Origin of the sequence: Paraburkholderia sp. J8-2 (genome assembly GCF_905220195.1) — a bacterium.
Taxonomy (GTDB): domain Bacteria; phylum Pseudomonadota; class Gammaproteobacteria; order Burkholderiales; family Burkholderiaceae; genus Paraburkholderia.
In genome coordinates, this window is sequence record NZ_CAJMZA010000013.1 from 82,720 (window position 1) to 96,657 (window position 13,938).

The following is a 13,938-nucleotide window of genomic DNA, read 5'->3' on the forward strand; positions in this document are numbered from 1 at the left end:
CATGCGCGCACAGGCTGGGCAATCCCGGCAAACCACATGGGTCGCCGCCGTCGTGCTGATCGCGGCGGCGACCGCGTTGCCGGCCTTTGCAAGCGGCTATATCGTCGACGTCGGGCTCACCATCATCACGTATGCGATCCTCGGCCTCGGGTTGAACATCGTCGTGGGCTACGCCGGGTTGCTCGACCTCGGCTACGCGGCGTTCTTTGCCATTGGCGCCTACACCACGGCGCTGCTCGAAACCCTGCTGCATTTCTCGTTCTGGGCGACGCTGCCGTTCAGCCTCGCGTTCGCAGGCGCTTCCGGCGTCGTGATTGGCTATCCCACGTTGCGCCTGCGTAGCGACTATCTCGCCATTGTCACGCTCGGCTTTGGCGAGATCACGCGCATTGTCGCCACCAATCTCGACATTACCGGCGGCCCGAACGGCATCTACGGTATCGAGCCGCCGAGCCTGTTCGGCTTCGAGTTCAGTTCGCCGCGCTCGGTGTACGTGCTGGGCATGGTGTTCTTCATCGTCGTGCTCGTGTTCGCCGTGCGGCTCGGGCGTTCGCGCCTGGGGCGCGCGTGGACCAGCATCCGCGAGGATGAAGCCGCTGCCGAGGCGGTGGGCGTTGCGACCTTGCGCGTGAAGATGCTCGCCTACGTGTTAGGCGCGCTGATCGGTGGCCTGGCGGGCAGTCTGTTCGCCGCACGCTTCGGCACGATCGATCCCACAGCGTTCACGTATTTGCAGTCGGTGACGATCCTCATCGTCGTCGTGATGGGGGGGCGCGGCAGCATTCCCGGCGTAATACTGGGCGCGCTGATCGTTGCGGGGCTGCCGGAAATGCTGCGCTTCCTGAATCTGTGGCGCATTTTCGGCTTTGCCGTGGCGCTCGTCGTGCTCATGTTGTTGCGTCCGCAAGGATTGTGGCCCGCGCGCGTGAGGCGCGCCGCGCCGAGGCCCGAGGAAGCGACGGTGGCGCACGAAGCGGAAGCCGCAGAAGCGGCGGGCAAGGAATCCACGGCGGCCGTTTCTCTCGCCGATAGCGGCGGCCTCGAAGCCGCCGCCGCGCGCGAAACCCTGCTCGAGGTGCATGCCCTCGAGCGTCGCTTTGGCGGCGTTCGCGCGATCGGCGGGATCAGCTTCCAGGTGCGCAGCGGCGAGATTCTCGCGCTGATCGGCCCGAACGGCGCGGGCAAGACCACGGTGTTCAACTGTCTGACGGGTGTGATCCGCCCAACCGGCGGACGGCTCGTCTGGCGCGGCGAAGCGCTTGCCGGTGGCGCGCCCCATCGCAACGTGCATCGCGGCATAGCGCGCACGTTTCAGGGCATCCGGCTCTTTAACCACATGAGCGCGTTCGAGAACGTGCTGATCGGCATGGATCATCGTCTGCACACGGCCCTCGTGGCGGAGTTGCTGGGCACGCGCGCCGCGCGCGCCGAGGCTGCGGAGCACGGCGCGCTCGGGCAGCGCTGGCTCGATCTCGTAGGGCTCGGCGCGCGCGCGAGCGAATATGCCTCGGACCTTCCGTATGGCGATCAGCGCAGGCTGGAAATCGCCCGCGCGCTGGCGAGCCAGCCGCGCCTCCTGCTGCTCGACGAGCCCGCCGCCGGCATGAACCCCACCGAAAAACACGCGTTGATGGCGCAGATCCGCCGCATCCGCGACCTGGGCGTGACAGTGCTGCTGATCGAGCACGACATGGCGCTGGTGATGGGCGTGTCGGACCGCATCATCGTGATGGATCATGGCGAGATCATTGCCGAGGGCACACCCGTGCAAATCCAGAACAACCCCGTGGTGATCGACGCCTATCTCGGCACGGCCGAAGAAGACGACGGACCGGACGCCGCGGACGGGGAGAAGTCGTTATGGAGTTAGACACGGCCGCCAAACTTCTCGACGTTCGCGACCTGCGCGTGAACTACGGCAACATCGAAGCGCTGCATGGCGTTTCGCTCGACGTCGAGCCGGGCGAGATCGTTGCGCTGCTCGGGGCCAACGGCGCGGGCAAGACCACGACGCTGCGCACCATCTCCGGGCTGCTGCGCCCGCGCGGCGGAAGCATTGCGTTTGCGGGGCAGGCGCTCGTCGGGCTGCCGTCGCATCGTATCGTTGCGCTTGGAATCGGGCATGTGCCTGAAGGGCGGCGTATTTTCGGCGGCCTGACCGTCGAGGAGAATTTGCGCCTTGGCGGTTACCTCTTGCGGCACGACGCCGGCGCGCTCGATCAAGGCATTGCTCAGGCATACGAAACATTCAGCAGACTGCGCGAGCGCAAGGAGCAGCTCGCGGGCACGCTAAGCGGTGGCGAGCAGCAGATGCTGGCGATTGCGCGCGCGCTCATGCTCAAGCCGAAACTCGTGCTGCTCGACGAGCCTTCAATGGGGCTTGCGCCCAAGCTCGTACGCGCGATCTTCGAAGTGATCGCGCGCATCAGCCACGCAGGCACGGCGGTGCTGCTGGTGGAACAGAACGCGCGGCAGGCGCTGCGCATTGCGAATCGGGCGTATGTGCTGGAAGGCGGCCGCGTGGCGCTCGCGGGTCCGGCCCACGAACTGGCCGACGACAACCGGGTGCGCGCCACCTATCTTGGCGGCGGCGCAGCGGCGCAGGAGGGTGGGGGGGCATAGGTGGTCTGCTAAAACATCCGTGTTGTATAAAGTGCAAATCATTCTCGTTTGCATTAGCAATTCATCATCATCCGATGCAAAATACAGAACACGACGACCTCGCGCGATGTGCTCACAGAAAAATTGCGCAAAAATAGACAAACTTAGCTGAATCAGCGAAGAAATTCCGGACTCATGGATCAGATCAGCTGCCATCGACCTGAACTCACGCAGCGCACGTTCGAACGGCCCTGCACGGCGACAAGCCATGAATACGATGCAGGTGTGAGGCAGGCGCGGCGCTCGCACGATCAGGCACAGCTCGTTTTCACCACGAGCGGCGTGCTGCGCGTGGCGACGCCCATCGGCATGTGGACGCTTGGTCCGCATCGCGGGCTGTGGCTTGCGCCGCGCGTGGGCCACGAGTTGATCGCGACGAGCGCGGTGCGCATGCATCGCGTGGTCTTCGAGCCGCAGGCGTCGCCGTGGCCGGAATCCGCATGCCACGCCGTGAGAGTTTCGTCGCTGCTACGCGAACTGGTGGTGGCGATGGTCGAAGACCGCGAGCGCAACTCGGAGTGCCGCCACGCGCTCATTACCCCGCTGTTGCTCAGTGAAATGCGCCAATCGCGCGAAGCGTCGGGCGCAGGGCTGCCGTTGCCGCTCGACCGCCGTTTGCGGCAGATTTGCGATGTCCTGCTGGCGGACCCGGCCAATGGCGACTCGCTTTCCGTCTGGGGCGAGCGCGTGGGCGCGAGCGAACGCACGCTCGCGCGGCTTTTCAAGGACGAAACAGGGCTGACGTTCGGCCACTGGCGCCAGCAGTTGCGCATCGTCGAGGCGGTTTCGAAGCTCGCGCAAGGCGTGCGCGTGGCGGAGATCGCGGCGGAACTCGGTTACGCGAATGCGAGCGCGTTCATCACGATGTTTCGCAAGACGATGGGCGAGACGCCCCAGCGGTATCTAAAAAGCGAGCCGCGTTGAGCCGAGCGTGCCCTCGCGACCCGCTTACATCTGCCGGAACAGGTGAGCGTACTGCCGGCTCACCGCGAGCGCGCCGGCATGGCCGCGCAGCTGCAGTGTCATCTTCCCGATCGCGCTGACCGAGGCGCTTTCCACCTGATCCACATTGACCACCGTGCCGCGGTGCACCTGCCAGAAACGCTCGGGGTCCAGTTGCGCGCACAACTCTCGCAGGCTCGTGCGGATCAGCAGTTCGCCGCTGCGCGTCGTGACCACGACGTACTTGTCCGCTGCTTCGAAGTACAGAACATCTTCCACCGGCACCACGCGGATGTCGTTGCCGCTGGAGGCGCGCAGATAACGCAGCGGCGTCGCGCGCGGGGTGTCATCCGTGTTGCCCGCTCGCGCACCGGCCCGCGCTTCGCGAACGTCCTGCGTGATCGCTTCCAGCTGGCGCAGCACGCGTTGCAGATCCGCCTGCATTTGCGGCGCCTCGGCGTCGCTCGCCGCCGATCGCGCAAGCCGTGTGCGCAGGCGCTCCACGGTACGCGCGAGCCGCGTGGTTTCCACGGGTTTGAGCAGGTAGTCGATGGCCGCGGCCTCGAAGGCTTCGAGCGCGTAAGCGTCGTAGGCGGTGACGAACACGATTTGCGGTGGCGCGGCGAGATTCGCGCAGGCGCGCGCGACATCGAGGCCGGTCGCGCCCGGCATGGCGATGTCGAGGAACGCGACGTCGGGCTGTAGCTTACCGATTTGCTCGATGGCTTCGTGGCCGTTGCCAGCCGTCGCCACGATGCGCAATTCCGGCCACACGGCGGCGAGTTCTCGCGCAAGCGCGGCGGCGATCAGCGGCTCGTCCTCGGCGATCAGCGCGGTCGGGGTGTCACGGGTTCGTGTCACATCGCCGGGCGTGTGGTTTTTCATGATCGGGACTCCTGCACGCTCACGTCAATCGCATGACGCAAAGGCAGCCGCACACGCGCCACGAGGCCGTGCGGCACGTTCTCGATCAGCGTGAGCGACGCATGCTCGCCGTAGAGCGCCGCAAGCCGCTCGCGCACATTCACGAGCCCGACGCCCGCGCCCTGGGTGCCCGGCGTCGCGCCAAAACCCGGGCCCGTGTCGGTCACGGTCAGCTCGACATGTTCATCGACACGCCGTGCGACGACGTCGATTCTGCCGCCCTCGAGCGCGCCCTGAATGCCGTGCTTGAGCGCGTTTTCCACGAGCGGCTGCAGCAGCATGGGCGGCACCGGGAGATCGGCGCAATCGCGCGGCAGGTCGAACGAGTAGACGAGGCGCGCTCCGATGCGCATGGCGTGCACAGCGAGCATCGCGTCGAGCACCTTGAACTGCACCGCGAGCGTTTCGCTTTGGGCGCGCGAGGCCTCCAGCGTCGCGCGCAGGAAACGGTTGAGGCTGGCGAGCAGCTCGCGCGCACGAGGGGGATCGGACGCGATCAGGCTGTCGAGCGTCGCCAGCGTGTTGAAGAGAAAGTGCGGCTCGATTTGCGCCTGCAGCGCCTGCAGGCGCGCGCTGAGCGCTGTGCGCTCGGCGGCTTCCTTTTGCCACGCCGTGCGCGCGACCTGCTCGCTCAGCTCGGCAATGCGCGTGCGCGACCAGCCATACCAGGTGACGAGCAGCGTGGCGGTGAGCGCAATCCAGCCCGTCAGCGGGAGATCTTTCGTCTCGAACGCGTAGCGCAGGCCCAGGCCAAGCACCACGCTTGCAATGGAGCGTCCGAGCTCCGCGCCGAGCATGATGGCCAGCACCATCGCGAGAGCGAGCCGCGGGCCCGTGAGGGCGTTGCGGCGCTGCAGGAAGAAGCGGGCGACGTCGAGCAGCAGCATGATCGAGAGCCCGATCGCCTGGCTGAAGACGAAGTTGTCGATGAATCGGTGAAAGCCAACGGCGGTGAGCGCGACGGCGATCAGTGTGTTCCCGACGACGACGATCGCCCCCTCGCGCGCGAACCCGGCCAGCAGGACATTCGCAGCCGGCGCAGGGTGGCGGGCGGAGGCGTTCGGAAACTCGACGTGCATGCCAGGAATCATGCGATCCAGCTCGTGACGATGAGATTGAGCAGCCGATGTGGCGTCGCAACGGCGGCGAGGCCGGCCGCAACGAGCGCGAAGAACGAACCGCGCATGGCCAGACGGTGGCCGCGCACGTTGCCGTGGCGAATTGCCCAGACGGCGCGCCCGACGCTCGCGAACGTCAGCAGCGAAAGGCCGTGAACCCAGGAAAAATGCCCCGGATTCAGTTCGCGGATGTCGAACGAACTGAGTGCAGTCGCGAACATCATCAGCACCCACAGGCGGCCGAGCCATTTGTGCCGAATGCTGCCTTTTTCGGCCAGCGTGACGGCGGTTCCGAGTATGACAGAAAGCGTAGCGGCGACGACGTGCGCCGCAATGATGACAGGCATGCTGGCTCTCCTTGGCAGGTCGAGCGGAGTCGATGGCTGCAGTGTGGAGAGCGGCGCGGCGGTGAGCGAGGGGCTTGCGACGAACGGTGGGAAAGTGGCCGCGAACGGGGGCTGGCGCGGCGCGGGTGGTGGCGGATCAGGCGCGAGCGGGCGGCAGCGCCCTCGCCATTTCCGTCGTCGCGCCCCACCCGAGGCCTTCATAGAGCCCACGCCCCTGTTCGGTGGCGTGCAGAATCGCGTACGTCACCCCTCGCCGTGCGAATGCCTCATCGGCGAGCCGCATGAGTTCGCGCGCGAGACCGCGCCGCCGCGCGCCGGGCTCGACGTAGACGTTGAGCACATAACCGCGCTGGGCCGTTTCGGGGTGTAGAGGATGCGGCGGCCAGTCGATCAACATGAGCCCGATGCCCGCGATCGCCACGCCGTGCTCGCTCAGCACGTAGCCAAAGTACGCGCCATTGGCAAGCCGCGGCGCGAGCCAAGCGCGAAAATGCTCCGTCATCGTACGCAGCGTGGCCTCGTCGCGGCCCGCTTCGCGGAACATGGCTTCGCGATGACGGCAGATCAGTTCGAGGTCTTGAACATCGAGAGGGCGCACATCCATGCGGTTCTTCTCCTGAGAGCGGACCGCACAGATTACCTCAGCCTCAGCCTCAACCTCAACCCGGCGGCGTGCGTTCGATTTCCCGCAGAATCTCTTCGAACGGTGCGGGCTTCACGAGATGCCGGTCGAAGCCGGCCTCGCTCGCCGCCAGGCGGTCGCGCTCCTGGCCGTAGCCCGTGAGCGCGATCAATTGCACGCGTGCCGTCGCGGCCTCGGCGCGCAGCGCCTTCGCCAGCGCATGACCGTCCATGCCGGGCAGACCGATGTCGAGTATCGCCACGTGAGGCAGGAAAGTCTGCGCGAGCGCGAGCGCACTCGGGCCGTCGTGGGCCACACGCACCTCGTGGCCTTCGAGTTCCAGCAGCATGAGCAGCGACGAGGCGGAATCCACATTGTCGTCGGCGATCAGCACGCGGCGGCGCGGCGGCGCAGTGTGTTCTCCGGCGCCCGGCGTCTGCTCGCGCGGGGCTTCGCATTGCGGCGCCCGGGCGAGCGGCAGACGCACGACGAATTCCGAGCCGCGCCCGAGCCCGTCAGAATGCGCGCTCGCCGAGCCGCCATGCAGTTCCGCAAGTTCGCGCACGAGCGCGAGACCGATGCCGAGGCCGCCGTCGGCGCGCTTCACGGCCTCGCGCGACTGCATGAAGAGATCGAACACGTAGGGCAGTTCGTCGTGCGCGATGCCGATGCCGTTGTCGCGCACGCGAATCAGGATCTCGTAGACGTCCGCTTCGAGCCGCAAGGCGATCTGGCCGCCTTCGGCGGTGTACTTCGCCGCATTGGAAAGCAGGTTGCTGATGATCTGCGCCACGCGTATTGCGTCGCCGGTCACATGGCACGGCTCGCAGTCGATCTCGACCGTGAGCGTTTGCGACTTCGCGTCGAGAAACGGGCGGCTCGTCTCCACGGCGATCGCGACGATCTCGCGCAAGTCGAGCGTGCTCATCTGCAGCGTGATCTTGCCGTGAGAGATGCGCGAGACGTCGAGCAGGTCGTCGACGAGACGCCCGAGATGCTCGACCTGGCGGCTCGCGATCTGCCGCGCGTCGGCGCGTATGGTGTCGTTCGCGCCGTGGCGCGGGTCGAGCAGTTCGATGGCGTTGCGGATCGGCGCGAGTGGATTGCGCAGTTCGTGCGCAAGCGTCGCGAGAAAGCGGTCCTTGCGGCGGTCGGCGTCGCGCAACGCTTTTTCGGCGGCGTAGAGGCGCAGCAGTGCGCGCACGTTCGCCACGAGTTCGGCGGGTTCGACGGGTTCGGTCAGGTAGCTGTCGGCGCCGCCGTCGAGCGCGAGAATCTTGTCGCGCGTTTGCACTGCCGCGGCCGAGGTTTGCAGCACGAGCGTGGAGTTCGTTTCCGGGTCCGACTTGATGAGGCGGCACACCTCGATACCGCTGATGTCGGGCAGCTTCACGTCGAGCAGCACGATCGCGGGCGCCTGTTCACGCACGGCTTCGAGCGCGGCCTGGCCTGTGGCGGCTTCGATCACGGCGTAGCCGGCGTGGCGCAGCACGCGAGACTTCACATAGCGCGCGCCTTCGTTGTCGTCGACGTTGAGGATGAGTGTGGCGGGTGCGTTCATGGCGCGTCCCCGGAGGTCTCGCGTTCGTCCTCGAAGGACGTAGCGAGGCGCACCGGCATGGTCAGGCGGAACGTCGAGCCCACGCCGGGCTCGCTTTCCACCCCCACTTCGCCACCCAGCAGCGCCGCGAGCTTGCGGCATAGCGGCAGGCCAAGACCCGTTCCCTTCACGCGCTGCTGCAGGCGGTTCTGCACCTGGCCGAACTCCTCGAAAATGATCTGGTGGTGCTCGGGCGCAATTCCGATGCCCGTGTCCGCGACGAAGAAGGTGATCCGCGCGTCGTCGCCATCGCCGGGCATGCACTGGGCGCCGACGCGTATTTGTCCGTGCTCGGTGTACTTGATCGCGTTCGAGACGAAATTGCGCAGGATCTGCGTGAGCTTCGGTTCGTCGGTGTAAAGCTGCGGCAGGCCTGTCGTGGCGCCAAATTCGAGCGTGACGTGCGGCGTGTCGAGCAGCGGCATCAGCATCGTGCGCAGCGCGGCGAAGAGGTCGGCGGCGTCGAACCACGCGGGAACGACTTCGGTCTTGCCGGCTTCGATCTTCGCGAGGTCGAGCAGATCGTTCACGGTCTCGCCCAGGCTTTCCGCAGACGAAAGAATCAACCGGACCTGGCGCTCCTGCTCCACGCTCAGGTCGCCGTCGAGCCGGTTGAGCAGCAGGTTCGCGAGCGCGCGGATCGAACTGAGCGGCGTGCGCAGTTCGTGGCTCATGTTCGAGAGAAAGCGCGTTTTCATCATGTCGGCGCGGCGCAGCTCCTCGGCGCGCTCGTCGAGCTCGGCGTAGAGCGCCACCACACCGCGGTTGGTCGCCTCCAGCTCTTGTGCGAGGCGCGAGAGTTCGTCCTGGCGTTCGCGCAGCTCGTCGAGCGCCGTGACGAGTTCGCGGTTTTGCTGCTGCAGTTCTTCGAGCGAGTCGCCGTGCACGCCCTCTTGCGGACTGCGTGCGGACAGTTCCCGCACGATGCGATCGAGTTCCTCGCCGCCCACCGCGCCGCGCTCTTGCGGCAAGTCGCGGGCCATGGTGACGGTCGTGCCGCTCGCCGAGGAGCGAATGTCGAAGCGGTCCATCAGACGCCGGCTGCCCGTAATGCCGAGGCCCATGCCGCCGGGCGATTGATACGTGCCGTCGAGCACGGCTTCGAGCTCGCGCACGCCGGGGCCGTGGTCGCTCACCTGCACGGCGAGCGCTTCGTGTGAGCGCTCGCTTTCCAGCGCGAACGTGACTTCGCCTCCGCCCGCATATTCGAACGCGTTGCGGGCGATTTCGGAGACGGCACTCGCAATGCGCGTCTGATCGAGCGGCGAGAAGCCGAGCCCGGCGGCCAGCTCGCGCGCGCGGCGGCGCGCGGCAACGACGTCCTGGGCGGTTTCAAGCCGGATGCGCAGCAGGGGCTTATTCATGATTCAACTGTACTCCGGGGCGGGCGCGCACGACGACGACGGTGGCGTCGTCGCGCCGGCGCGCGAAGTCTCGGTAGAGGACGGCCGCGATCACGACGGCGGGCTGGTTGGCGAGTCCGGGCCAGGCGGCAAGATCCCAGCGGGTGCCGATACCATCCGAATGCAGCACGAGGAGCGCGTTCTCGCTCCACGTCAGCTCGAACTCCTGGGTGCCGCGCATCGTGTGGCCCACGATGCCGTTGCGCGAGACGATCTGGTAGCACTCGCGCGCGGAAGATGCGCCTGCGCTGGCGGGCCGGTGCGTATGGCTGGCCAATGCGCTACTGTCGGCCGGGCGGCGTTCCGCGGGACGGCCCGCGCCATACGCGACCGCGGAGATGTTGCCCGTGCCGCAAAACGCGAGCGTGCCGCGCGCGAGGTCGATGCGCACGAGCGCCAGCGCGGCCCCGCGCGTGGGGCGCAGCGCCGCGTGCGAGAGTTCCATGAGCGCGGCGGGCGCGAGCCCGGCGCGGCGGCGCAGCACGTCGAGCGCGGCCACGGCGGCGACGTGGGCTTCGGCGCCGTGGCCGAGACCGTCTGCCAGTGCGAGCGTGAGGCCGCTCTGGTCGGCCTGCGCGAGCCACCCGTCGCCGCAGACTTCCTCGCCGGGATAGGGCACGCACACCGCGCCGATCTCGGGTCCGGTGAATGCCGCGTGGGCGGCGTTGCCGCCGCTCTTTTGCACGAGCGCGCGCAGCACGGTGCCCATGCCCGGCTGAGCGTAGACGGCGAACTGGTTCGAGAGCCGCCGCATCGCGCCGAGCCCGGTGCCGGGCGTGCCGGCCGTGGAGTGGCCGTCGGCGAGCGCTGCGCCCACGTCGGTCATGCCGGGGCCGCTGTCGAGCGCAATCAGCTCCACTGCGCCTTCGAGCGCTCGCACGAGCAGCTCGCCGTGGCCGGCGTGCTTGAGGATATTGGTGGCCGCTTCGGTGAGCACGATCGCGAGGCGCCCGGCGTCGGTCTCGGTGAGCGCGGCAATGCGCGCGGCTTCGGCTGCGCCGCGGCGTGCATAGGCGACGCTGCTTGCGTCGCCAATCTCGTAGGACCGGTGGCTGCCGCCGGCGGAACCGGCCGCGCCGTCTAGCGTACTTTCCATTTCGTGATGGTGACCGTCGTGCCGGCACCCGGAGTCGATTCGATCGTGAACTCGTCACACAGGCGCCGCGAGCCGCCCAGGCCCAGACCCAGGCCATTGCCGCTCGTGAAGCCGTCCTGCAGCGCGCGCTCGATGTCGGCAATGCCCGGGCCCTGGTCGAAGAACGTGAGCCGCAGGCCCACGCGCACGCCTCGTTCCAGCACTTCCAGCCGCGCGTCGCCGCCGCCGCCGTGCTGCAGCGTGTTGCGCGCGAGTTCGCTCGCCGCCGTCACGAACTTGGTTTGCTCGATGAGCGAAAACCCCTGCGCGATGGCGGCGTCGCGCACAATCTGTCGCAGCCGGACGATTTCCTCGTCCGAACGCAGGCTCACCTGGGCCGCGAGCCTTCCGGTCGTGTCGTTGCTATTCATGATCGAATGCAAGAGACGTGCTAGCTAACGGAGTCATGAGGGAGTCACGGGACTTAACGGAGCTGGCGCTGCTTGAGTAGCGCCATGCCTTTTTCGACGTTCAGCGCGGTGCGCACGCCCGAAAGCGTGAGACCGAGCTCGACCAGCGTGATCGCCACCGACGGCTGCATGCCGACCACCACTGTTTGCGCGTCGAGCACCGTCGCCATGGCGGCCGTGTTGCTGATCATGCGGCCGATGAACGAGTCGACCACGTCGAGCGCCGAGATGTCGAGCAGCACGCCCTTGGCCGACTCCTTCACGATGCGCTCGGTGAGGTCGTCCTGCAGCGCGATCGCGAGGCGGTCGTGCATGTCCACCTGGATCGTGACGATCAGGCAGTCGCCGAGGCGCAGAATCGGAATGCGTTCCATCGTGTGCGGTTCCCGTGCGTCGTACGCTCAGTGGCGTTCAGGCCGTGGCCTTCGGCGAGATGATGGTCGCGCCGATGCGCTGCAGCGCGATGACGAAGGCGTCGGCGAGCGTGGACTTGGTCGTGACGTTGGTGAGATCGACACCGAGGTGCACGATGGTCTGCGCGATCTGCGGACGGATGCCGCTGATGATGCAGTCCGCGCCCATGAGGCGAGCGGCGGCCACGGTCTTGAGCAGATGCTGCGCGACGAGCGTGTCGACGGTGGGCACGCCCGTGATGTCGATGACCGCGAGGCCCGCGCCCGTGTCGACGATCTTTTGCAGCAGGCTCTCCATCACGACCTGGGTGCGCGCGGAGTCGAGCGTGCCGATGAGCGGCAGCGCGAGAATGCCTTCCCAAAGTTGCACGACAGGCGTGGAGAGCTCCAGCAACTCTTCCTGCTGGCGCGCGATGATTGCTTCGCGGCTTTTCTGGAAGACGTCGGTGGTGTAGAGGCCAAAGCCGTCGAGCAGCAGATTCACCTGCCAGCTCACCTGGGCGAGTTCGGCGGGATTGTGCGCATAGCCCTCGCGCAGGCGCGCGTAGAGCGGCTCCTTGAACGAGAACACGAAGGTGGCCGTCTCGACCGGCGTGTAACCCTGACGCGCGCGGTGCGCCGACATGTCCGCGAGGAACGCGCGCACCGGCTCCCATTCGGGGCGGCTCGCATCGAAGGTTTCGGTGTTGGGCAGCGTGTCGAGAAAGACATTGAGGAACGCGGAGAACTGCTCGCGAATTTCCCCTTCCATCGCGAGGCCGCGGCGCAGCGCGATCGGCAGATGCAGGCGCAGCCATTCGGCGAGCAGCGTGTCGCGATGCTGGCCGAGGATGTCCGCAATGCGAACCTGTTCCGGTGTGTTCATGCAATCTCCTGAGCGATGGGGCGCGCGCTTCGTCGTCGAGACGAACCGCTGAACCTTACACCTTCGTATCGATTCGATCCCAATTCGGTTTCGATTGAACCGCGATGGAACCGCGATTGAACCGCGATTGAACCGATTACGTGCGTATGCAAGGCAAGCGAACGGGCGGGCGTGTGGCTGCATGCGTTTTTCGTGCCTGCCTGCCCGCGCAACGGCTGCCGGGCCTGGCGCGTGCGGGGTTTTCCGCTTTGCCGTGACGCGCTTGTAGTTTTTACAGAGCGGAAGTCGCGCAACCGATGCGTGACCGGCGTGAGGGCGAGGTCAAGCGTGAAGTCATCGGATGGCATGTGTCTTGCTCCATAGCCTGCGCCAATCACAATCCGGTCCGCACCGAGGAGCACCGTCGCCATGGAGCCCGAATCCCTGTCTCGCCAGCACTCGCCGTTATCGACGACGTCCGCGCCACTGGGCGGCGCGCTCGCTTCTGGCGAGACCGCGCTGGAGGAGGACCCGGAGGATGGCAACAGCGACCCGATGCCGGGTGTGCTTTCGCGCCTCTCGTTTTGCGTTGCCTGGCTATTCGGGCTGGAGGCGTTCCTCGCGCAGTCCGATGGGCATGCGGGGCCGCCTCGCGCGTGAATGCGCGAGCGGCGTGAGCCGCACGAGCCGCACGAGCCGCACAGCGATCCGACCGGACAGCGCCCGACCCGCTAGACTGAGCACTGGCGTGCGCACGCGCGGTGCGTCCGGCTTGAGGCGCTCACGCGCCGGGATGCCGGTGTTGCCGGCTCATCGACTTCGCGCCGCCTCGCCCCTCCCGCCATTGCCCAGAGATATCGATGACCAGGTTATTCCGTATGACCGCGCTCATTGCGTGGTGTTTGTCGTTCCTGCCCGCCACGGCGGCATTTGCCCAATCGGCCCAGGTGGACCAGTCGGACCCGCAGGCGCTCATCAGGACCGCCACGCAGCAAGTGCTCGACGAGGTGCGCGCGAAGTCCGTCGCGCCCGACGACATCGCGCGCATTCAGGACATCGTCAACCGCGACATTCTTCCGTACGTCGATTTCCGCCGTACCACGCGCCTCGCCATGGGGCCGCATTGGCGCACGGCCACGCCCGAGCAGCAGGCGCAGATCGAACAGCAGTTCCAGCTGTTGCTGATCCATCTCTACTCGGGCGCCATCGCGCAACTGAAGCCAGACCAGAAGATCGACTACCCGCCCATGCGCAGCTCGCCTGGCGACACGGACGTCGTGGTGCGCACGCTTGCGCAAACCAACAACAATCCGCTCGAAATCGATTACCGCCTGTACAAGACGCCGCAGGGCTGGCGGCTTTACGACCTGAACGTGCTCGGTGCGTGGCTGATCCAGACCTATCGTCAGCAGTTCAACGAGAAGATCCAGCAGGGCGGCGTGGACGGGCTCATTCAGTTCCTCGTCGCGCGAAATCAGGAACTCGTGTCGGGCAAGACGCAAACGCAGTGACGCGCGTT

At 66.8% G+C, this 13,938-nt stretch carries 15 protein-coding genes; 5 read left to right on the top strand and 10 right to left on the bottom strand.

Going from position 1 to position 13,938, the window contains the following annotated elements:
- The first annotated feature begins 1 nt into the window (after position 1).
- The 3 genes from U5A52_RS25295 to U5A52_RS25305 all read left to right on the top strand — a co-directional run bounded on the left by U5A52_RS25295 (position 2) and on the right by U5A52_RS25305 (position 3,585).
- Entirely contained in the window at positions 2–1,870 is a 1,869-nt protein-coding gene (locus U5A52_RS25295; protein ID WP_321936651.1) for an ABC transporter permease subunit, read from the top strand.
- Positions 1,861–2,622: an ABC transporter ATP-binding protein gene (locus U5A52_RS25300; protein WP_321936652.1), complete on the top strand. Its 762-nt coding sequence runs from the start codon at positions 1,861–1,863 to the stop codon at positions 2,620–2,622. Before U5A52_RS25295 ends, U5A52_RS25300 begins: the two co-directional genes overlap by 10 nt.
- A 174-nt stretch (positions 2,623–2,796) precedes the next feature.
- Positions 2,797–3,585 carry a helix-turn-helix transcriptional regulator gene (locus U5A52_RS25305; protein ID WP_321936653.1) on the top strand — a complete coding sequence of 263 codons (789 nt, stop codon included), beginning with the start codon at positions 2,797–2,799 and terminating at the stop codon, positions 3,583–3,585.
- 24 nt (positions 3,586–3,609) lie between these two features.
- On the opposite strand, the gene U5A52_RS25310 is transcribed toward U5A52_RS25305, so the two are convergent.
- From U5A52_RS25310 to U5A52_RS25355, 10 genes are all read right to left on the bottom strand, one after another.
- Positions 3,610–4,488: a LytTR family DNA-binding domain-containing protein gene (locus U5A52_RS25310; RefSeq protein WP_321936654.1), complete on the bottom strand. Its 879-nt coding sequence runs from the start codon at positions 4,486–4,488 to the stop codon at positions 3,610–3,612.
- Positions 4,485–5,618, bottom strand: coding sequence for a sensor histidine kinase (locus U5A52_RS25315; RefSeq protein WP_321936655.1), 1,134 nt, complete (start codon positions 5,616–5,618; stop codon positions 4,485–4,487). The genes U5A52_RS25310 and U5A52_RS25315 overlap by 4 nt, the downstream gene beginning before the upstream one ends.
- A complete protein-coding gene (locus tag U5A52_RS25320; RefSeq protein ID WP_321914089.1) occupies positions 5,615–5,992 on the bottom strand; it encodes a DUF2306 domain-containing protein in 378 nt (125 codons plus the stop codon). The genes U5A52_RS25315 and U5A52_RS25320 overlap by 4 nt, the downstream gene beginning before the upstream one ends.
- 136 nt (positions 5,993–6,128) lie before the next feature.
- Positions 6,129–6,596 carry a GNAT family N-acetyltransferase gene (locus tag U5A52_RS25325; protein ID WP_321936656.1) on the bottom strand — a complete coding sequence of 156 codons (468 nt, stop codon included), beginning with the start codon at positions 6,594–6,596 and terminating at the stop codon, positions 6,129–6,131.
- A 55-nt stretch (positions 6,597–6,651) separates the two neighbouring features.
- Positions 6,652–8,175 (bottom strand): response regulator, encoded by a 1,524-nt coding sequence (locus U5A52_RS25330; protein ID WP_321936657.1) that lies wholly within the window; start codon positions 8,173–8,175, stop codon positions 6,652–6,654.
- Positions 8,172–9,578 carry a sensor histidine kinase gene (locus U5A52_RS25335; protein WP_321936658.1) on the bottom strand — a complete coding sequence of 469 codons (1,407 nt, stop codon included), beginning with the start codon at positions 9,576–9,578 and terminating at the stop codon, positions 8,172–8,174. The genes U5A52_RS25330 and U5A52_RS25335 overlap by 4 nt, the downstream gene beginning before the upstream one ends.
- A complete protein-coding gene (locus U5A52_RS25340) occupies positions 9,571–10,713 on the bottom strand; it encodes an ATP-binding protein (RefSeq protein WP_321936659.1) in 1,143 nt (380 codons plus the stop codon). The genes U5A52_RS25335 and U5A52_RS25340 overlap by 8 nt, the downstream gene beginning before the upstream one ends.
- Positions 10,698–11,123, bottom strand: a complete 426-nt coding sequence (locus tag U5A52_RS25345; protein ID WP_321914084.1) for an anti-sigma regulatory factor — start codon at positions 11,121–11,123, stop codon at positions 10,698–10,700. The genes U5A52_RS25340 and U5A52_RS25345 overlap by 16 nt, the downstream gene beginning before the upstream one ends.
- A 53-nt stretch (positions 11,124–11,176) precedes the next feature.
- Positions 11,177–11,536, bottom strand: coding sequence for an STAS domain-containing protein (locus U5A52_RS25350; RefSeq protein WP_321936660.1), 360 nt, complete (start codon positions 11,534–11,536; stop codon positions 11,177–11,179).
- A 37-nt stretch (positions 11,537–11,573) separates the two neighbouring features.
- Positions 11,574–12,440, bottom strand: a complete 867-nt coding sequence (locus tag U5A52_RS25355; protein ID WP_321914082.1) for an STAS domain-containing protein — start codon at positions 12,438–12,440, stop codon at positions 11,574–11,576.
- Between the two features lie 408 nt (positions 12,441–12,848).
- Between U5A52_RS25355 and U5A52_RS25360 the strand changes: the two genes are divergently transcribed.
- Both U5A52_RS25360 and U5A52_RS25365 read left to right on the top strand, forming a co-directional pair.
- On the top strand, positions 12,849–13,079 hold the full coding sequence (locus tag U5A52_RS25360) for a hypothetical protein (protein ID WP_321936661.1): 231 nt from the start codon (positions 12,849–12,851) through the stop codon (positions 13,077–13,079).
- Positions 13,080–13,297: 218 nt separating this feature from the next.
- Positions 13,298–13,930 carry an MlaC/ttg2D family ABC transporter substrate-binding protein gene (locus U5A52_RS25365; protein WP_415774054.1) on the top strand — a complete coding sequence of 211 codons (633 nt, stop codon included), beginning with the start codon at positions 13,298–13,300 and terminating at the stop codon, positions 13,928–13,930.
- Positions 13,931–13,938 lie beyond the last annotated feature (8 nt).